The sequence below is a fragment of the Rhodococcus sp. AD45-ID genome, assembly GCF_003023755.1.
Classification (GTDB): Bacteria; Actinomycetota; Actinomycetes; order Mycobacteriales; family Mycobacteriaceae; genus Rhodococcus_F; species Rhodococcus_F globerula.
Genome location: NZ_PYHL01000002.1, coordinates 771,355 through 790,024 on the forward strand (window position 1 = coordinate 771,355; position 18,670 = coordinate 790,024).

The window sequence follows — 18,670 nt, forward strand, 5'->3', positions numbered from 1 at the left end:
GCATGCGTGTTCTGGTTGCGGGTGTCGGGAATATCTTTCTCGGCGACGACGGGTTCGGGCCCGAAGTCGTGCGGGTGCTGCAACAGGAGCAACTGCCGGCGGGAGTGCAGTTGGTGGACTACGGAATTCGAGGGGTGCACCTGGCCTACGACCTTCTGGAAGCGTGGGAGGCCTTGGTGCTGATCGACGCGCTGCCGCCGAGCGGGAAACCCGGCGCGGTCGAGGTATTCGAGCTGGAGGCCGAAAGGGATGACAGCACGGCAAGGTTCGACGCGCATTCGTTGGATCCGAACTCCGTGTTCTCCAGTCTGCGGGCGCTCGGTGGAACAGCGCCGCGAACGTTTGTCGTTGGTGCGCACGTCGAATCGGTGGACGAGGGGATCGGATTGACACCACAGGTTCAGGCTGCCGTGACCGGTGCCGCGTCAGTTGTTATCGGCCTTGTCAGGTCGATGGCGGCGGACGCCGCAACCGCTGATCAGGGGGCATGACCATGTGCCTGGGTATCCCTGGACGCGTCGTGGCGCTGCTCGACGGATACGGCGGACAACTGGCGCTCGTCGATGTGGAAGGTGCGGCGCGCAAGGTGAATATCGGGATGCTCGATGAGAATACCGTCGGCGCTGGTGACTGGGTTGTCATCCATATGGGCTTTGCCGTCGAGAAGGTGGACGCAACCGGCGCTGCCGAGGCGCTTGCGGGTTTGGAGCTGATGGGTCGATCACGCCCCGAGGTCGAGGGCGAGGGTGGGGGCGAGCCATGATCACCGCCATCCGACTTCATGTTCAGGGGGTGGTGCAGGGAGTCGGATTCAGACCGTTCGTGTATTCACTCGCAACCGAATTGGGGCTGACGGGCACGGTGGGCAACTCGCCGCGAGGAGTGGTGATCGACCTCGAGGGCGAGGATCTATCGCTCGCGGAGTTCGCGACGGTACTGCGGGTGCGCCAGCCGCCGTTGGCCAGGATCGACTCGGTGGAGTGCGTGCCTGCTCAGGCGTGTGGGCGGGCCGGGTTTCGGATCGTGGACACGGACACGACGACTGCAGGGCGGACGTTGGCACCGCCTGATGTTGCGACCTGCGACGATTGCCTGCGCGAGATGGCCGACCCGGGGAACAGGCGGTATCGGCATCCGTTCATCACGTGCACCAACTGTGGTCCACGGTTCACGATCATCGAGGAACTTCCGTACGACCGGGCAGCGACAACGATGCGCGGGTTTCCGATGTGCTCGGAATGCGCGGCCGAGTACGCCGATCCACGTAATCGTCGCTTTCATGCGCAGCCGATTGCGTGTCCGCAGTGTGGCCCGACCCTGACCTTCGTCGATACAGACGCAGATGCTGCTGCCGTGCCCGTGAACGGCGAAGATGCCGTACACCGGGCGCGAGAGTTTTTGCGCGACGGCAAGATTGTTGCAGTCAAAGGCATCGGGGGGTATCACCTGGCGTGCGATGCCCGAAACGAGTCGGCAGTACAGGAACTACGAGCTCGTAAGCGCCGCCGCGGTAAGCCGCTTGCCGTGATGGTGCGAGATATCAACGGTGCGTACGCGGTGGGACGGGTCAACGAGACGCAGTCGCGGGCGCTGACCGAGTGCTCGCGTCCGATCGTGTTGGTGGACAAGGCGTCGAAGTACGACCTTGCGCCTTCGGTCGCGCCGGGAATCCCGGATATCGGAATTATGCTGGCGTACAACCCGATCCAGAACCTCCTGCTCGGTCTTCCCGGTGATGCGGCTGGGCCGACAGCGCTGGTGATGACATCGGCGAACCTCGGTGGTGAACCAATCCTGTTCCGCGGCACTGATCTGGAAAGAGTGTCCGCGCTGGCAGACGGTGTCCTGACCCACGATCGCCCGATTCGGGTGCCGTGCGACGATTCCGTCCAGCGTGTAGTCGACGGCCGCCGAGTGATGCTTCGCCGTTCCCGCGGATATGCACCTTTGCCGATCGAACTGCCATTGGACGTCGCACCGATTCTGGCGGTGGGCGCAGATCTGAAGAACACCTTCGTGATTGCCGACGGAACGTCCGCCTGGCCGAGTCAACATATCGGAGACATGGGTGATGTTGCCGTGTTGGACGGGTTCGCGGCGGCCCGGACACACTTCGAATCGATTACCGGCGTCACCCCGAGTCAGGTTGTGTGCGACGAACATCCCCGGTACCACTCGTCGGCGTGGGCCAGAAGGCATGCGGCGGGACGGCCGGTGCGCACTGTGGCACACCATCACGCGCATATCGCTGCGGTGATGGGTGAGAACGGCTGTGACGGCTCCGAACCGGTTATCGGAATGGCCTTCGACGGAACGGGCTACGGAGCGGACGGAGCGGTGTGGGGCGGGGAGATGCTGCTCGCCACGTACAAAGGTTTCCGTCGTCTAGCGCATCTCGGGTACGTAGCGCTGCCGGGCGGTGACGCCGGCGTGGAACGTCCGTACCGCATGGCGATGTCGCACCTGCGATCGGCGGGAATCGGCTGGGACAGTGAGCTTCCACCAGTTGCAGCGTGTCCGGTTCGTGAACGCTCCGTCCTCGGTCATCAGTTGGAGACGGGATTCGGCTGTGTGGAGACTTCCAGTATGGGGCGGCTTTTCGATGCCGTTGCCGCACTTGCCGGTGTCCGCCAAAGTGTGGAGTACGAGGCTCAGGCAGCAATCGAATTGGAAGGCATATCCCGGGGAATCGACTGCGGCAGTGAGTACTACGTGTTCGGTGAACGCGAAGATGCCGGCGGGTCGTGGATCGCCGATCCCGGTCCGGTCATACGTTGCGTGGTTGACGACTTACGGAACGGTGTGTCGGCAGGTGTGATCGGTGCGCGCTTCCACGAGAGTGTTGCGCGTTTGGTAGTGACCTGGGCGCAGGCAGCGCGCGCCGCAGCCGGCGTCGACGACGTTGCCTTGAGTGGCGGTGTCTTCCAGAATCCGTTACTCCTGGCGCGGGCGCGGGTACTGCTGTCAGACGCTGGATTCCGCCCGCTGACGCACCACGAGTTACCGCCGAACGACGGTGGTCTTGCGTACGGCCAAGTGCTGGTCGGGAGTTCGCGATGAAGTCAGGAGGGTAGCCATGTGTTTAGCCGTACCGGGACGTATCGAATCGCTCGAGGATCGTGACGGAACCACGATGTCCGTCGTCAACTTCGGGGGAGTCCGCAAAGAGGTGTGCCTCGAGTACATTCCGGGCGCCGCGGTCGGAGAGTACGTCGTTGTTCACGTCGGGTTCGCGATTCAGAGGCTCGACGAGGAATCAGCACAACGCACACTTGCGGAGTTCGAGCATCTCGGCGTGCTCGACGAGGAGTTCGGCGACGGATTTGCTCGCGCAGCCAAGGCTCTGGGAGTCGATGAGAAGGAGAATCAATCATGAAGTATCTGGACGAATTCTCCGACCCCGAGTTGGCCGGTAAATTACTCGATCAGATTCGCACACTCGCTACCCGCCGATGGGCGATTATGGAAGTCTGTGGTGGCCAGACGCATTCGATCATCCGCCATGGAATTGACCAATTGCTGCCCGAGCAGATCGAGATGATTCACGGGCCGGGGTGCCCCGTCTGTGTGACGCCGCTGGAGATCATCGACAAAGCGCTCGAGATCGCCGCTCGCCCGGACGTGATCTTCTGCTCGTTCGGTGACATGTTGCGAGTACCAGGTAGTGCGTCCGACCTGTTTCGGATCAAGAGCGCTGGTGGTGATGTGCGCGTGGTCTATTCGCCGCTCGACGCGCTGACCATCGCGAAGGAGAATCCGGACCGGGAGGTCGTGTTCTTCGGGATCGGGTTCGAAACCACTGCGCCCGCAAACGCGATGACCGTATATCAGGCGCACCGACTCGGCATCAAGAACTTCTCGTTACTTGTCTCCCACGTGCTCGTCCCGCCCGCGATGGCGGCGATCATGGACTCCCCGGAGTGTCGGGTACAGGCGTTTCTCGCCGCAGGTCACGTGTGCAGTGTGATGGGAACATCGGAGTACCCCGCTCTGGCAGAGAAGTACCGGGTGCCTATCGTCGTCACGGGGTTCGAACCCCTCGATTTGCTCGAGGGCATCAGAAAGACCGTGCTGCAGTTGGAAACCGGCAGGCACGAGGTGGAGAACGCCTATGCACGGGCTGTGACGGCCCAGGGAAATGTGGCAGCCAAGGCGATGCTCGACGATGTGTTCGTAGTATCCGACCGGACGTGGCGCGGTATCGGTCCCATCCCGGACAGCGGTTGGCAGTTGGCGCCGAAGTATGCGGAATTCGATGCGGAACAAAGATTCTCGGTAACCGACATTCACACCGACGAGTCATCGGTGTGCCGTTCCGGAGAAGTTCTCCAAGGCTTGATCAAGCCGAACGAGTGCGCTGCCTTCGGGAAGGAGTGCACGCCGCGTAATCCGTTGGGGGCCACCATGGTCTCGTCCGAAGGTGCGTGCGCCGCCTACTACCTGTACCGACGCTTGGAACTGCAGGAGGCGGGTCATGGGAGCTGACAACAGTGCGGTGGTGGACCCTGGGGCGTGGGTCTGCCCGCTGCCGCTCCGTGATTCGCCGAACATCGTCATGGGACACGGCGGTGGTGGCGCGATGTCCGCCGAGCTGATCGAGCACTTGTTCCTACCCGCATTCGGCGACGCGGCCGACGCGGAACTCGGAGACTCCGCGGTGCTCGACATCGGTGGCGTTCGGGTGGCATTCTCGACGGACTCGTACGTGGTCAAACCGATGGTGTTTCCGGGTGGAAACATCGGCGATCTGGCCGTGAACGGCACGGTCAACGACCTTGCTATGGCCGGCGCGCAACCACTCGCCATGTCGACTGCTTTCATTCTCGAGGAGGGGACGCCGCTCGCCGACATAGCCACGGTGGCGGCCACGCTTGGCGACGCGGCTCGCTCAGCCGGAGTGCGTCTGGTGACCGGCGACACCAAGGTGGTCGACGCCGGTCACGGCGACGGAGTCTTCGTGAACACGGCGGGCATCGGCATCGTGCCAGCTGGTGTCGACATACGGCCGAACCGGGCCGAGGTCGGTGATGCAGTGATCGTCAGTGGTGACATCGGAGTTCACGGCGTGGCGGTGATGAGTTGCCGGGAGGGCCTGGAGTTCGGAACCGAGGTGCGCAGCGACTGCGCCGCACTGAACGGCCTGGTTGCGGACATGATCGCCACCGGCGCGGACATCCACGTCCTTCGCGACCCGACGCGCGGCGGAGTTGCAGCGACGCTCAACGAGATTGCCCAGGCGTCGAATGTCGGCGTTGCGATCGTGGAACGGAACCTGCCGATTCCCGACGCCGTTCGGGATGCCTGTGGATTGTTGGGTCTGGATCCGCTGTACGTGGCCAACGAAGGCAAATTGGTTGCGTTTGTCGCACCCACCGACGTCGACCTCGTGCTCGATGCCATGCGTGGACACCCGTTGGGAAGGGGGGCAACGGTGATCGGGGAGTGCGTGAGCGCGCACTCCGGAATGGTGGTTGCCCGAACCGCGCTTGGTGGCAATCGGGTAGTGGATCTCCCTGCTGGTGAACAGCTTCCGCGGATCTGTTGATGACCGGCGTTCACGTTAGCGGCCCGGCTCTGTTTGCGAGGTACGCATATCCGCCGAACGAATTGGGGTATTGCGGAGCCGACGATCCGTCGGCGCTCTTGCGTCAGGCGGCCGGAACGGTGACAGAGCAGGACCGAGGCCGAGCGCAACAGTTCGACGGTGCATGGCCGTATCTCGAGGCACTGGCCCGGGCATCGGGCGTGGACGACCCACTCGACCCACGCGTGATCGAGGCTTACTGGTTGGGTGGGTCGCTGCTGGATTCGGTGAACTCGGAAGAGTTGGTGGCGCACCTACGGCATGAATTCGGGACGCGCAACGACGGAGGGTTGCTCCCAGATCTCGATGGCCGAGATCGCGCTCTTGCGCACCACAGTTTCCACGTTCTTGCCGTGTATCCGTGGGTGCGCCTTCTTCGGAAGCACGGTGCGGTGCCACTGTCCATCCTCCAGAACTGCCGAATCAGGTGGGGCGAAGTACGTGAAGTAGGTGACGAGTATGCCGAGGTGGAGTCCTCGCCGCTCGCGTTCGACGGTAACCGACTGACCCGCGGTCCGAAGGCGATCGAACACGTGCGGTGGAACGTCGACGGCATTCCACTTGCTCCCGCTCCGGTGCGAGGGAACGTGGTAGCGCTGCACTGGGATTGGCTGTGCGACAGCATTTCGGTGAAGCAAGCCGAGGCCTTGGATCACGCCGAAGAGGCGGCACTCGAGATCGTCAACCTGCGACTGCGGGAGCGCAGAATGTAGGCGCGTCAGGCGGTGCTAGTCCAACGACGCACAGGCAGTGCACCACGGTCGACCGTCGACGCCATCGACTCGATCCGAAGGGTCGATGCGCGCGGCAAGGATGCAGCTCTCGTTGTCGTGGTAGACGTCGAGATCGGAAGGAACCGTCGAGTGGAACGCCGGGACCTTCATGTGCACCTCCGTTGTGGCTCGTCAGGTTTCGAGCCGAATGGGCTAATGATCGCACCCTGGGCATCATTTCGCTCGACGGTGGCACGACCAGGTGGGGTTTGTCTCACCGAGCATCCGATGTGTGACTCTGCCCTCTGCTCCGACGGCGCGCGCCGACGTGCGATCCCGCGGGGATAGGCTGAACACATGCGCGGAGAGTACAAGGTTCCTGGTGGCAAGCTCGTTGCAGTCGATGTCGAGGTCGAGGACGGGCAGCTGTCCGACGTAGCGGTTTCCGGCGATTTTTTCCTCGAGCCGGACAGCGCGCTGGATGACATCAACGGAGCGCTGACGGGTATGCCGGCCGATGCCAACGTGGAACAGCTGGCGGACGCCATCATCGCGACGCTCGACGAGTCTGTGTCGATGATCGGGTTCACTGCGGAGTCGGTCGGCATCGCGATTCGCCGCGCGCTCGGTCATGCCACCAGCTGGGCGGACCACACATTCGACGTCATTTCGCCGGCGGTCCTCGATCCCGCGATGCACGTTGCGCTGGACGAGGTCATCGCGCGCGAGGTGGCGTCCGGTGAGCGTCCGGCCACTTTGCGTTTCTGGGACTGGGATTCGCCGCTGGTCGTGATCGGCTCGTTCCAATCCGTACGCAATGAAGTCGACTCGGAGGCTGCTGCGCGCCACGGTATCGGTGTTGTGCGCCGGATCTCAGGCGGCGGTGCGATGTTCATGGAACCGGGTAACTGCATCACGTACTCGTTGGTGGTACCCGCGTCGTTGGTGGAGGGGCTGAGTTTCGAACGGTCGTACGCCTTCCTGGACCAGTGGGTGATGGGCGCGCTTGCCGAAGTCGGAATCACCGCGCGCTACGTACCGCTCAACGACATCGCCTCGGACAAGGGCAAGATCGCCGGCGCAGCCCAGAAGCGGTTCGCCGACGGCACAGTCGTTCATCACGTGACGATGGCCTACGACATCGACGCGGAGAAGATGACGCAGGTTCTGCGAATCGGCCGAGAGAAGATGTCCGACAAGGGAACCAAGAGCGCGGCCAAACGAGTGGACCCGCTCCGCTCTCAGACCGGAATGACACGCGCCGCGATCCTGACAGCGTTCGAGAATTACTTCCGATCGCAGCACGACACCCGCACCAGTGCCTACACCGAGGCAGAGTTGGCGCAGGCGCGTGAGCTGGTGGAGACCAAGTTCAGCACCGAGAAGTGGACGCACCGCGTGCCGTAGGGTGCGTCCACCTCGAGCTGTTTTCAACCAAGTTATGCGGTGTGAGGAGCGGGTTGCTCTTCGGTGGACGGAGAGTCGGCTGCTGCTGCACTGCGACGCATCACGGTGAATGTTGCAGCGACACAGAGTATTGCGACGACGAAGCACGCCAGCGTGTACCAGAGATTCCCGATCGGGTCTCCGTTGCTGGTCGAACCGTCGACGGCACCGAAGAAATCGGGTAGGGCGCTGGCCCAGAGAACGGCCATGATGCACAGGTACACCACGCTGTAGTACTGGACAAACCTGTTGGTGTACGGGGGCGCGTCAGACGGCTGCGTACGCAACCGGGTCCACTGGCGGATCAGCAGTGTTATCGCGACAACCGAGAGGATCACCAGCTCCGCTGCGTAGAGCACTCCTCGGACCGTGTCGCTGCCCGCGCCGAAGACTGTCGCGGGCAACGGCAGGATGAACGTGCCCACTGAGGCCAGGACGCCGATGACGATTGTGCGCCAAACCAATTGGAGCCCGGTGAAGTGTTGGCCGTCGTCGACGTGGCGGCCAACGAAGAACTGGACGCAGAATGCCAGCGACATCGGCCACAAGGCTGCGAACACAACAACGCTCGGCAGTGGGACGGCGTCGAACATCGGTTGGTTGATCGGGTTGGCTGTCGACCATTCCCACCACCGAAGCTGCGGTCCGAGATGGTCGAAGATCTCGTAGAACGCGTGGTGAACGAAGCCCACGCAGACTGCGCCGGCGAGCACACCGTACCGACGGAAAACGCCCAGCATCTTGACGATTTCGAAGGCCAGCGTTGCCATCAGCGGATAGATCGCGATGATGTAGAGGGGGAGTCTGCCCCACAGGAAATCGACGGTGAACACGTTGTGTGCGAACATCGTATCCACGTGCTTTTCGATGCCGAAGGCCGCGGGAAAGTACAGCGGCGGTTCGATGATGAACAGATAGGCGGTGGCGCCGAACCAGAGTACGAGATTGGTGGGATCGCCGTTTCGCCGCAAGCGCACAATCGCGAGAACCAGAGCGAGCACCGAGCCGATGATGATGGTCCACTCGAGAACCGGCAGAGTCCAGTTCTCCAGCCCGAAGGGATTGCGGATTTCGACCAGACCGCCCGCTTCTGCGCAGGAGAAGCCGAGTTCCGTGGCGAGTTGATCGAAGGTGGGGGAACAAAGATCAGCCATTGTTCGACCGCCCTGTGCTGTTCGATTCAGCTGTATACCAGCGGGTTACGTCGTATCCGGCTTCGAAACGTTCGAACCACACGTCGGCCAGGGCGGGCAAGTTCTCGGTGGCGGGGTTGTGCTTGGGCAGTTGGCTGCGGATAACTCCCCGCAGCGCGGTGAGTTGCTCGCCGAGCGGCAATACGTCGAACGCGCGAGACATCGGACCGTTGTCCTGCGCCTCGAGCCCGGGTAAACGCTTTCGAAGAAACTGCATGTTGCGATACGACGCGAACATGGCCATCGCGTCGACCTGCCGATCTTCGCGCGGCACATGCTTGTTGAAGCCCAGGGAGGCCAGCCTGATCACTTTCATGACGTGCCGGAAAATTGACGGTGCCATGCGCATCCGGTAGAGGTCGCTGCCGACGACGGAGTCGAAGATGATGAGGGCGGAACTTCGGTGTTCGACTTCCTCGACGAAGTGCCAGATGAACAGCGACGCAACCCTGTCGTCGCCGGGGCGGAAAAGTGCAGATTCGTTGTCGAGCATCAGCTTGAACACCGAGGTGAAGGTTGCTTCGAGGTCGGCGGTGTATGCCAGTCGGTAGTTCACCGACGTTTCTGCAGTGAGCTTGTCGAACTCGCCGACCACGTCGTCGAGAGTTTCCTGCAGGCCGGGATATCGCCTGATCAAGCCTTTGACGTGTTGACGATGCGCCGAGGAATGCTGTCCCTCTTGGCGCATGAACGCGTCGGCTTCCTCGGCAACTGCGCGATCCGTCAACAGCGGTTTGGTTTGCATGATGAGCTTGACGATCATCTTCTCGAAACCGATGGCCAGGAAAGAGACGGCATTGGCCATGCTCGAGAAGGCCGGATTCTCCTCGTTCCACAGGAAGGGGACGTCGTAGTCCTCGAAAGCAAAATTCATCTTTCGCACGTGTAGATCAGTCACTTCTCGAAACCTCGTCTTTCCGGACGGTCGGGTAGGTGGCTGCCCGGATGCCCCGATAGCCACGCTCTGAATGTGACCATACACAGATTGGCGTTTGTGTATGGTCACAATTCCGTGATGCGCACAGAATTGGTGTCGACTGGCAGTGTTAGCCTGGGTTTCTCGATTCGAGTGAGGAATACAGGCAGTGGCGCGAAGACGTGGGTGGGGCGGAAATCCGCCAGTCGACGATGACGACGCAACTCGTCGAATCGTCACCGCGGCAGTCGATTTGATCGGGCGAACGGGCTCGGCAATCAGCATCGCCGATATCGCGGAGTCGCTGGGCGTGATCCGTCAGACGGTGTATCGGTACTTTCCCAACTCCGACGCCCTGATGCGCGCAGCGGCAATCGCATCGGTCGCCGGATTTCTAGATCGGCTCACTGCCCATGTGAGCGGCATCGAAGATCCCGTCGACGCGATGACCGAAGGCGTTGTCTACACACTGACCGAAGTCCGCAGAATCCCACATCTTGGCATCTTGCTGACGGGAACGTACTCGAACCTTCACCCCGACGGTCTCACATCGGATGAGGCTCAGGCCTTCGGAATTGCGATGATCAACCGCTTCGACGTCGATTGGAAGAAGTACGGCTACGACGACGCTGCTCTTCGGGAACTCGTCGAATACGTCCTGCGCACGATGCAGTCGTTTTTCATATCCCCCGGTAATCCACCTCGGAGCGACGACGAACTACGGCAATACCTGCGCCGTTGGATGGGCGCTGGGATCACTGCACAACCACAGTCCTAGATCACGGTCAGTACGATCGCTCCGGCGCAGGAAAGAACGACAACGATGATCGCCAGCAGATCAGCTCGACGCGGACGCTTCGGATAGGCGGCGATCAATCCCGTTCCGCCGCGTGCGGAGATGGCTTCACCCATCTCGGCGGATCTCCGGATCGCCACCGACATCGTGGTAGTGATCAGATCGATAATCGTGTTGTCGGACGCGCTGTGCACCACGCCTTTCGGCCGGAGTCGGCGAGCCGCGGCCAGCGTGAGCATCTCCTCGATCAGGAGGGGGAGTGAGCGAATGCAGAGCGCTGCCGCTGTTGCCCACTCGTCCACCGGGATTCGTAGGAACCGCAGCGGACGTCCGAGTGTCGCCAGTGCGGGTGCGACGTCGCTCATCGAGGTGGTCCAGGCCAACATCAGTGACGCGCACAGCAATATGATTCCGAAGGTGACTGCCCGAAGGTAGAGGTACACGGCGTCGAGACCGATCGGGAGATTGACCAGGGCGCCGCCCAGCAGTAGCAGCCATATCCACCATGGTGGGCGCGGGATTGCCGCCGGTGGAATGTGGCCGATCGCGGCAGTAATGACGAGCAGTCCGGTGATCACGGCAATGGACGGCCACGACGGCGCGATCACCATGACAAGGCTGATGAGAACCACGGCAATGATCTTCGTGCCGGCCCATAGTCGGTGGATCGGTGAGGTGGTGGGAACTTCGCGCAGGAGTGTGGTCATCGCCGGGTCTCTTCCAGTGTGACGGGATTTTCGGTCAGGACACCGTCAGCGAGATGAATTGTCCTGCTGCACACGCCATCCATGCCGTCGACGTCATGGGAAATCACGACCAGCGCGGTGCCGTTGCGCCTGATCCAGGTCAGGACATTCATGATGGCCGCTCGCCCGGGTGGGTCGAGGCCTGCGAGGGGTTCGTCGAGGATGAGCATCTGGGGCTGTCGGACGAGCAGTCCGGCGAGCACCACTCTGCGCATCTGCCCGCCACTGAGTTGATCGATGCTGCGGCTGGCAATGCGGCGATCAAGTCCGACAGCGTCGAGTGCCCAGGAAACCTGCGTCGACCCGATTTCGGGCCCACCGGCGGCCTCGATGTCTTCGGATACGGTTCGACGTTGCAGTTGCAGCCGCGAGTGTTGGAAGGTCAAGCCCACCGAACCCACCTGCCGGGCAATCGGTTTGCCGTCGAACAATGCCGTGCCCGACGTGGGTACCGTTAATCCGGCCATGATCCAGGCCAGTGTGGATTTTCCGGAGCCGTTGCCGCCCAGGACCAGTACGCCGTCACCTGAGCCGATGGTGAGATTGACGTCGGACAGCGCGGTGCGCGACCACGGAGTCCGATTGTTGTAGGTGTGCGAGAGGTTCTTGATTTCGAGCAGGGCTTTGGTGCTGCGCGGCCAGTAGGTGGGAACCGTCGGCGCTCCGGTGCCGACCATCCAGCCCGGCTCATGTTCGATCTGCCGGCCGTTCTCGAGCTGGATAACCCGGTCTGCTTGGCGGGTGTCGGCCTGATGATGGGTGACAAGAACAACGGCCATATTGTGCCGACGGGGGAGAGCTGCGAGCAGTTCCACCAGTTCTTCTCGACCGGTGCGATCGACCATCGCGGTGGCTTCGTCGGCGATGAGCAACGCGGGTCGACGCGCGAGGGCAGCGGCGACAGCGAGGCGTTGCATCTCGCCACCCGAGAGTGACGACGTTTCACGCATCGCCATTCCACCCAGCCCGACTTCGGTCAAGAGCGCCTCGATGTCCGGAACATGATCGGGTTGCAGGCCCCACACCACGTCGTCGGCGACGCGCGTTCCGAGGATCTGGCTTTCGGGTCGCTGCAAAACCACCGCCGTACCGTCGTGATGGCCGAGTCCCGCAGCGCCAGGTCGAACCAGGAGTCCGGTGGACGGTGCCCGGCCGGCGAGAAGGCGCGTCAAGGTCGATTTTCCGGAACCGTTGTGCCCGACGACGGTGACAAATTCGCCGCGGTCGATCGAGAAGTTGATGTCCGTCAACGCCGGCGACGAAGAACCCGGGTAGGTGAAGCCGACGTGTTCGAGCGTCAACGGCAACGGGTTGATCGACCGGTCGTCGGGCGTCGTGGCCAGCGGATCCACCGTGGGAAGTGCGGCCAACCGATCGAGAACTGCGCCGAGAACGAAGTAGGAGACGACGGTGCTGATGATGATGCCCAGCGTCGCGGACGCGGCGATCCAGAGCCACCAGTAATCGATGATGGCTCCGATACTGCTTTCGATCGCATCCGCGATCCCGATGAAGTACGGAAATCTTCTGAGAATTTCCGCGACGCCGCGAGCCGTGTTGTCGAGTGAATCCAACAACAGATTTCGTAGCGGCGAGAGAATGAGCAGCAGAACTATCGAGAACAGGGCCAGAATCGGCCCGACAACGAACGACGCCAGTAGCGCGGAAAAGAATCCGCGCCCCCGCCTTTTTACGTTGCCGATAATTCCGCCCAGTAGGGCGCACAGCGCAACGGCTGAGGCAGAACCGGAGCCGGCGGCAACAAACGCAACTGCGGTGGCTGCAACCCCGGAGGCGACCACAGCGCGGATTCTGAACCGCTGAGCAACGATCCCCATCGGAACAGCCGCAACAAGGTGGAGAGCACTCGCCAGAGGAATAACTGTCGCGATGACGGAAAGAGCGACCGTGAATCCGGCCATCACGGCACCGGTCGCCACCTCGAGTGGACGCAAGTTGCCGGTTGGCTGAATTTCTGGGCGGTTGCTCACCAACTCCAGTGTGCCAGTCGTGACGAAACTCCTGTTGCACTGATGGTGAGCCCATCTGCCCGGTTGCGTAGGCTTTACCCCACAACAATGCATCGGACGGAGCGTGGAAGACGTGAGTGCAGCACCCATCAGGGTTGGGGTTCTGGGAGCCAAGGGCAAGGTCGGCCAGGCAATCTGCGCAGCAGTCGAGGCTGCCGCTGATCTGGAACTGGTTGCGCAGGTAGATACCGGCGATCCGATCGAGACGTTTGTCGACACCCGCACTCAGGTCGTGGTCGACTTCACACATCCCGATGTCGTGATGGGAAACCTGGAGTTTCTCGTGGCCAATCGCATTCACGCCGTGGTCGGCACCACAGGGTTCGACGAGAGTCGGCTTGCGACGGTGCAGTCGTGGGTCGACGCCCAGCCCACCACAGGGGTCCTGATCGCGCCCAACTTCGCGATCGGTGCTGTGCTGTCTATGCGCTTCGCGGCTGCCGCAGCTCGGTTCTTCGATTCCGTCGAAGTTATCGAACTGCACCATCCTTACAAGGCTGACGCGCCTTCCGGCACTGCGTACCGCACTGCGGCGATGATCGCTGCGGCGCGCGCCGAAGCTGGTGTCGGTCCCAGTCCTGACGCCACGACCACTGAACTCGACGGTGCCCGCGGCGCCGATGTAGACGGTGTGCGCGTGCATTCGGTGCGCATGGCCGGGATGGTCGCGCACCAGGAGGTCATTCTGGGCACGCAGGGCGAGACGCTCACCATCCGTCACGATTCCATCGACCGAAACTCCTTTGCTCCGGGTGTCCTGCTCGGCGTTCGCCAGATCGCGTCTCGCCCCGGCCTTACCGTCGGCATCGATTCGTTCCTGGATTTGTGAGCACTACAGAGCCGTGAGTACCAAGAACATGAACAACAAAACCACCCGCACGCTCATCTTGATCACGGCGATCTGCATTGCCTTGGCGGTGTACTTCGTGCTGCTCGGCCAACGCGGAATTCAGCTCATCCAAGACGGCGGCGGCGTGGCCATCGGCCTGGGAATCGGTGTGCTCATCCTGCCGTTCTTGGGACTGTGGCTGGTGATCGCAACATTGCGAGCGGGATTCACCCATCAGCGCCTGGCTCAGCAGATCCACGACGAAGGCTTGGCCGTCGATGCGTCGACGCTCCCGAAATTGCCGTCGGGCCGGATCGAGCGCGCTGCAGCCGACGAGTTGTTCGCGACGGTCAAAGTTGATTGGGAAGCTGATCCCGACAACTGGAAGCAGAACTTCCGTCTTGCCCGCGCCTACGACTACGCGGGTGACCGAAGCCGTGCCCGCGAAACCATGCGCCGGGCAGTGGAATTGGAACGACGCGAGCGCGGCAAGTAGACCCGTCTACTCCGGAACGGTGGTGGGGGACGCCGGATCCGGAGTGGTGGGGTCGAACGGCGGCGGGTTGTCCGGGTCGAAGCTCAACGGCGGAATCGAACACGTCGCTCCCACTTCGGGATACGTCGCGGGATTGAGTCGAAGCGCCGAGATGAACTGATCGATTCGGATGTCGGATGCTTGGTCGAGCTCGAGTTGATGTCCCCACGACTGCAACGAGATCGGAGCGTCGAGCGTTGGATACGGTGACATCAGCATATGGCTGTTTCCGCTGACCCTTTCAGCGAGGAGCTCGACGTCGCCGGCTGAAACAAGGTCAGGGTTGTACGTGATCCAGACCGCGCCGTGTTCGAGTGAATGAACGGCATTTTCGGTTCGGATCGCCTGTGGATACACAATTCCGGTGCATTTAGCCCACACCCCGTCGTGCCGCCCGCCGAACGGTGGTGAATGTGTGTATGCCACACGCTCATTGGGCTGGACGTGAAGTGCCGTTGGGTATTCGACATACACAACCCCGTCGATCGCTTCCGACGGATCAGGGTTGTCGGCGCTCGGAACAAACGCATCGGGGAGCGGCGTGCCAGTGACCGCGTGGGTGCAGCCCGCTGCCCCGAGGGCAACGGTGCATACCAGTGCAATGGCAGCGCCGCTCATCCGAATTCGTGTATTCACCCCGCGATGATAGCGGTCCCGCGGATTGACCCCGAGTCTACGAACCCGTTGAGCCCAGGGGTCCCGCCGAGCCTCCCGCCACGGCAAGGGCGGTTGCTCCGCGAAGGATGAGCAGTGGTGGCAGTGGCCCCTGGTAGGCCTCGGATCCGCTGATCAGATCTCCGTCGTTGTTGAATGTAATTGCCTCGCCCTGTGGTTCGTTCGGGAGCGGAACCCGAATCGCTCTGGTGGACAGGGCTTTGACTACGTCACCGTCGGGGGCGGAATACAGGTAGATATCGGTGTACGTGCGCAGAGCGACCACCGTGCCGTCGGTGCTGACTGCGCCGCCGGTGACGGCCATTGTTCCCGCTCCGTCGACCGGACCGCCGGGAGTTGTGGTCGGCGAGAATTGCAGGTGTCCGACCTTGTTCAGTTGTGTCGGGACAGTGGTGCTCAGGTCATGCACATTCTGATTACCCGCCGGTGCGTAGATATCGCTCGACCCGAGGTAGTCCTTCGTCACGATGACGGGGAGTCCGTCATGCGAGATGAGCAAGGTCTCGGCGTCATGTGCGCCGTCGGGATAGGTCAGCACACGTGGTGTGGCAGCTTCTGCGCCCGACGGATCGAATCCGATCAGCGCCACGGACGTACGGATCTTGTTGTTGTCCCCGATGTCGGCAAGCCACAGAGTGCCGTCGGTAGTGGAGTCGAGATCCTCGACATCGTAGGTCTCAGTCCCCACCGGTATCCAGCGAGTGACGTGGCAGCCTGCGTCGAGTTCGGCAATCCTGTTGTCCGCCCCGCTGTCGCCGATGGCGTACATTCCGGTGGACGTATCCGCCAACCCGGACAGTTCGGTGAGGCCGGTGTCAGTCGGGGTGCACAACACCTCGAAGGTTGGAGATACCTGCTGCGCAGATGCGGTTCCGAACTGAATCCCGGTGACGAGGATCGTCACTGCGCCGACGACCATCGCAGCGTGGCGGGTTGAGGCGCGCATTCGATTCACAGGGAACCCTCCAGGCGAGAAGCCAGAGACGAATTAGGATGTATCGCCCAAAACGGTACTGAACGCCCGACCTGTTGGTGTCAAAATGAGTGCATCGACCGGTAGTGAGCCACTATTCGGCAAGATCTTCGGCTAGATCGAATGCGCTGAGAATCGTTCGGAACTTGGTACTGGTTTCACGCAATTCCGTATCGGGATCCGACGACGCGACAATTCCGCCACCGGCATAGGCCTTCGCCGAGAGGCCGTCGGCCGCGATCTCGGCGCATCGGATGGCAACCATCCATTCGCCGTCGCCGGTCCGATCGCACCATCCGATGGCACCTGCGTAAAAGCCACGATCGTCCTCGGTCCCGGTGATGTGATCGCGAGCGGCATCGGTCGGTGTTCCGCAGATCGCCGGAGTGGGGTGCAGTGCAAGCGCGAGCTCCAGTGCCGTTGTGTTCGGGTCGGCCAGTACCCCTTCGATCTTGGTTCCGAGGTGCCAGAGTTGAGGCGTGCGGAGCAGTTCGGGAGTGCTTGGCGCTGAGAATGATCGGCACAGCGGTCCGAGAACCGCGCTGATCGAATCGACGACAAATTTGTGCTCGGACAAATCCTTGGTGGACGCCAGGAGTTCCTGGGCGTGTGCTTCGTCTTGCTTCGAATCAGGGTGTCGTGCAATCGAACCTGCGAGCGGGTGGCAGGTGACGATGTCTCCGCGGCGTTCGATCAGGACTTCCGGCGTCGAACCGACCAAAGCTCGCCCGCGGTATTTTCCGCCGGCGGGGGAGAGGTCGACGCAGAACCCGTTGTGCGAGTGATCGAGCGAGATCAATTTTCTCGTGAGTGCTGTGGGCGAGATCGGCGATTCGGTTGCGATCGCGAGCGTGCGTGCGAGAACAACCTTGTCCAGTTCGCCTGCCTGCAGTCGCGTGATCGCACCGCGAACTCGCCGGGTGTGCTCGACGGGGCTTGGTTTGCATCCGGCAACTTTCGCGGAGGGAAGATTCACCGCACCGGAGTGATGTAGATCACCCCTCGTTCGGGTGAAACTCAGCGGCGCGGTGAGCGCGCACGGTGTTGAGGGAGCGAAGGGGAGGGCGCCCACAACCGAGTCGATCCGCCCTGTCTTGAGTCCCTCTACAGCGTCGAACGCCGAGTCGAATTCTTCCACCACTCCGGAGGTCTGAACCGAGGTCTGCCTGCGGGAGAGCAGGAAAACTGAATCCGCTCCGTTGTCGGATCGGTTGGTGTGCAACGGGTATTCGGCGACTTCGGCCAGTGCAAACATGGACGCCCTTCCAGATTGTCCGGAACTATTGCTATGTTGAGGCTAGCCTTAGTTGTGCGAGATTTGTGTGTCCAGTTTCAAGTTGGGTACCAACGTACCAATATGGTTAGGCTGGCCTAAAGTCATTCCGTATTCGTACTATACGAGGAGATCGATGAGCAGCACTGTGGACCGGGCCCGGATTGTGCGTGACGTTGCCGAAGTTCTGTCGATGAGGGCAGAACAACTCGGCGACGACACGGATCTGACCGATGAGGGCCTGGACTCGGTGCGGCTCATGATGCTGGTCGAACAGTGGCGCGCCGACGGAGCGGATGCAGATTTTGCCGAGTTGGCGGAAGAGCAGACCGTCAATGCATGGGTTGAGGTTCTCTGCTCGCGGTAAGCGGCCTTGTCTGCGGTAAGCGCGTCGTATTCTCGTGGACGTGAAGACTTTGTTGGTGGTTCACCATTCGCCCTCGCCCGCTACGCATGAATTGCTTGATGCCGTGCTGGCAGGCGCGCATGATCCGGAGATCGAGGGCGTCGAAATTATTGCTGTCCCGGCATTGGCAGCGACCGTGCCCGACGTACTCGGTGCTGACGGATATATATTCGGAACCACCGCGAACTTCGGCTATATGTCCGGGGCATTGAAGTACTTTTTCGACACTACCTATTACCAATGCTTGGGTGCGGTGTCCGAGCGTCCATATGGGTTATGGGTGCACGGAAACAATGACACTGCCGGTGCTGTGTCGTCGGTGCGGGCACTTGCAGCCGGTCTCGGTTTGGTTCCGGTGGCCGAGCCGCTCGAAGTGATTGTGCCCGTGGACAAAAACGTTCGTGAGCAGTGCTACGAATTGGGCGGAACCGTCGCTGCCACCGTGATGGGCTGACGCATTCCGTTTCGGGTTCGATCCCACATTTTGATACAGCAGCGGTGTTGTCGGAAATGAAGTAGTTGTTCTTTCAATAAGATTCGGTATTTCACCTGCGG

General features: G+C 61.7%; 21 protein-coding genes. 13 read left to right on the plus strand and 8 right to left on the minus strand.

All coding sequences use genetic code 11. The features are described 5' to 3' along the window. Positions 1 to 2: 2 nt before the first annotated feature. The 7 genes from C7T36_RS19785 to C7T36_RS19815 are packed head-to-tail and all read left to right on the plus strand — an operon-like array spanning position 3 to position 6,297. Positions 3 to 491 carry a hydrogenase maturation protease gene (locus C7T36_RS19785; protein WP_045067313.1) on the plus strand — a complete coding sequence of 163 codons (489 nt, stop codon included), beginning with the start codon at positions 3 to 5 and terminating at the stop codon, positions 489 to 491. 2 nt (positions 492 to 493) lie between these two features. Beyond that, entirely contained in the window at positions 494 to 763 is a 270-nt protein-coding gene (locus C7T36_RS19790) for a HypC/HybG/HupF family hydrogenase formation chaperone (RefSeq protein ID WP_033235014.1), read from the plus strand. Further along, the gene (hypF, locus tag C7T36_RS19795) at positions 760 to 3,060 is read left to right on the plus strand and encodes a carbamoyltransferase HypF (RefSeq protein ID WP_045067316.1); all 2,301 of its coding nucleotides are present in this window, start codon (positions 760 to 762) and stop codon (positions 3,058 to 3,060) included. Before C7T36_RS19790 ends, hypF begins: the two co-directional genes overlap by 4 nt. Positions 3,061 to 3,076: 16 nt before the next feature. Then, positions 3,077 to 3,376 carry a HypC/HybG/HupF family hydrogenase formation chaperone gene (locus C7T36_RS19800; RefSeq protein WP_045067317.1) on the plus strand — a complete coding sequence of 100 codons (300 nt, stop codon included), beginning with the start codon at positions 3,077 to 3,079 and terminating at the stop codon, positions 3,374 to 3,376. After that, the gene (hypD, locus tag C7T36_RS19805) at positions 3,373 to 4,485 is read left to right on the plus strand and encodes a hydrogenase formation protein HypD (RefSeq protein ID WP_033234886.1); all 1,113 of its coding nucleotides are present in this window, start codon (positions 3,373 to 3,375) and stop codon (positions 4,483 to 4,485) included. Before C7T36_RS19800 ends, hypD begins: the two co-directional genes overlap by 4 nt. Beyond that, a complete protein-coding gene (gene hypE / locus C7T36_RS19810; RefSeq protein WP_045067318.1) occupies positions 4,475 to 5,545 on the plus strand; it encodes a hydrogenase expression/formation protein HypE in 1,071 nt (356 codons plus the stop codon). The genes hypD and hypE overlap by 11 nt, the downstream gene beginning before the upstream one ends. Then, on the plus strand, positions 5,545 to 6,297 hold the full coding sequence (locus C7T36_RS19815; protein WP_045067319.1) for a DUF6390 family protein: 753 nt from the start codon (positions 5,545 to 5,547) through the stop codon (positions 6,295 to 6,297). The genes hypE and C7T36_RS19815 overlap by 1 nt, the downstream gene beginning before the upstream one ends. Before the next feature lie 15 nt (positions 6,298 to 6,312). Here the strand turns inward: C7T36_RS19815 and C7T36_RS30185 are convergent, their stop codons facing one another. Further along, complete coding sequence (locus C7T36_RS30185; protein WP_172935316.1) at positions 6,313 to 6,468, minus strand: hypothetical protein; 156 nt, start codon at positions 6,466 to 6,468, stop codon at positions 6,313 to 6,315. Between the two features lie 186 nt (positions 6,469 to 6,654). Between C7T36_RS30185 and C7T36_RS19820 the strand changes: the two genes are divergently transcribed. Continuing rightward, positions 6,655 to 7,704, plus strand: a complete 1,050-nt coding sequence (locus C7T36_RS19820) for a biotin/lipoate A/B protein ligase family protein (RefSeq protein WP_033234883.1) — start codon at positions 6,655 to 6,657, stop codon at positions 7,702 to 7,704. Positions 7,705 to 7,736: 32 nt separating this feature from the next. Here the strand turns inward: C7T36_RS19820 and C7T36_RS19825 are convergent, their stop codons facing one another. Next, a complete protein-coding gene (locus C7T36_RS19825; RefSeq protein WP_045067320.1) occupies positions 7,737 to 8,897 on the minus strand; it encodes a hypothetical protein in 1,161 nt (386 codons plus the stop codon). After that, entirely contained in the window at positions 8,890 to 9,834 is a 945-nt protein-coding gene (locus tag C7T36_RS19830; protein WP_033234881.1) for a metal-dependent hydrolase, read from the minus strand. Before C7T36_RS19830 ends, C7T36_RS19825 begins: the two co-directional genes overlap by 8 nt. Before the next feature lie 187 nt (positions 9,835 to 10,021). Here C7T36_RS19830 and C7T36_RS19835 point away from each other — a divergent pair, with 187 nt between their 5' ends. Next, positions 10,022 to 10,630, plus strand: a complete 609-nt coding sequence (locus tag C7T36_RS19835; protein WP_033234880.1) for a TetR/AcrR family transcriptional regulator — start codon at positions 10,022 to 10,024, stop codon at positions 10,628 to 10,630. On the opposite strand, the gene C7T36_RS19840 is transcribed toward C7T36_RS19835, so the two are convergent. Next, entirely contained in the window at positions 10,627 to 11,355 is a 729-nt protein-coding gene (locus tag C7T36_RS19840; protein WP_045067321.1) for an energy-coupling factor transporter transmembrane protein EcfT, read from the minus strand. The two genes, C7T36_RS19835 and C7T36_RS19840, sit on opposite strands and share 4 nt — an antisense overlap. Continuing rightward, positions 11,352 to 13,385: an ABC transporter ATP-binding protein gene (locus tag C7T36_RS19845; protein ID WP_084702754.1), complete on the minus strand. Its 2,034-nt coding sequence runs from the start codon at positions 13,383 to 13,385 to the stop codon at positions 11,352 to 11,354. Before C7T36_RS19845 ends, C7T36_RS19840 begins: the two co-directional genes overlap by 4 nt. A gap of 103 nt (positions 13,386 to 13,488) precedes the next feature. Here C7T36_RS19845 and dapB point away from each other — a divergent pair, with 103 nt between their 5' ends. Continuing rightward, the gene (dapB, locus tag C7T36_RS19850) at positions 13,489 to 14,253 is read left to right on the plus strand and encodes a 4-hydroxy-tetrahydrodipicolinate reductase (protein WP_033234877.1); all 765 of its coding nucleotides are present in this window, start codon (positions 13,489 to 13,491) and stop codon (positions 14,251 to 14,253) included. A gap of 28 nt (positions 14,254 to 14,281) precedes the next feature. After that, entirely contained in the window at positions 14,282 to 14,749 is a 468-nt protein-coding gene (locus C7T36_RS19855) for a hypothetical protein (RefSeq protein WP_033234876.1), read from the plus strand. 6 nt (positions 14,750 to 14,755) lie between these two features. Here the strand turns inward: C7T36_RS19855 and C7T36_RS19860 are convergent, their stop codons facing one another. The 3 genes from C7T36_RS19860 to C7T36_RS19870 form a co-directional block, all read right to left on the minus strand. Then, positions 14,756 to 15,424: a DUF3105 domain-containing protein gene (locus C7T36_RS19860; RefSeq protein ID WP_084702756.1), complete on the minus strand. Its 669-nt coding sequence runs from the start codon at positions 15,422 to 15,424 to the stop codon at positions 14,756 to 14,758. Between the two features lie 37 nt (positions 15,425 to 15,461). Beyond that, complete coding sequence (locus C7T36_RS19865; RefSeq protein ID WP_045067947.1) at positions 15,462 to 16,409, minus strand: hypothetical protein; 948 nt, start codon at positions 16,407 to 16,409, stop codon at positions 15,462 to 15,464. Between the two features lie 121 nt (positions 16,410 to 16,530). After that, a complete protein-coding gene (locus C7T36_RS19870) occupies positions 16,531 to 17,691 on the minus strand; it encodes an isochorismate synthase MenF (RefSeq protein WP_045067324.1) in 1,161 nt (386 codons plus the stop codon). A gap of 154 nt (positions 17,692 to 17,845) precedes the next feature. Here C7T36_RS19870 and C7T36_RS19875 point away from each other — a divergent pair, with 154 nt between their 5' ends. Together C7T36_RS19875 and C7T36_RS19880 are read left to right on the plus strand one after the other, a co-directional pair. Then, positions 17,846 to 18,076, plus strand: a complete 231-nt coding sequence (locus C7T36_RS19875) for a phosphopantetheine-binding protein (protein ID WP_045067325.1) — start codon at positions 17,846 to 17,848, stop codon at positions 18,074 to 18,076. A 40-nt stretch (positions 18,077 to 18,116) separates the two neighbouring features. Then, complete coding sequence (locus C7T36_RS19880; RefSeq protein WP_045067948.1) at positions 18,117 to 18,569, plus strand: flavodoxin family protein; 453 nt, start codon at positions 18,117 to 18,119, stop codon at positions 18,567 to 18,569. Positions 18,570 to 18,670: the final 101 nt, after the last annotated feature.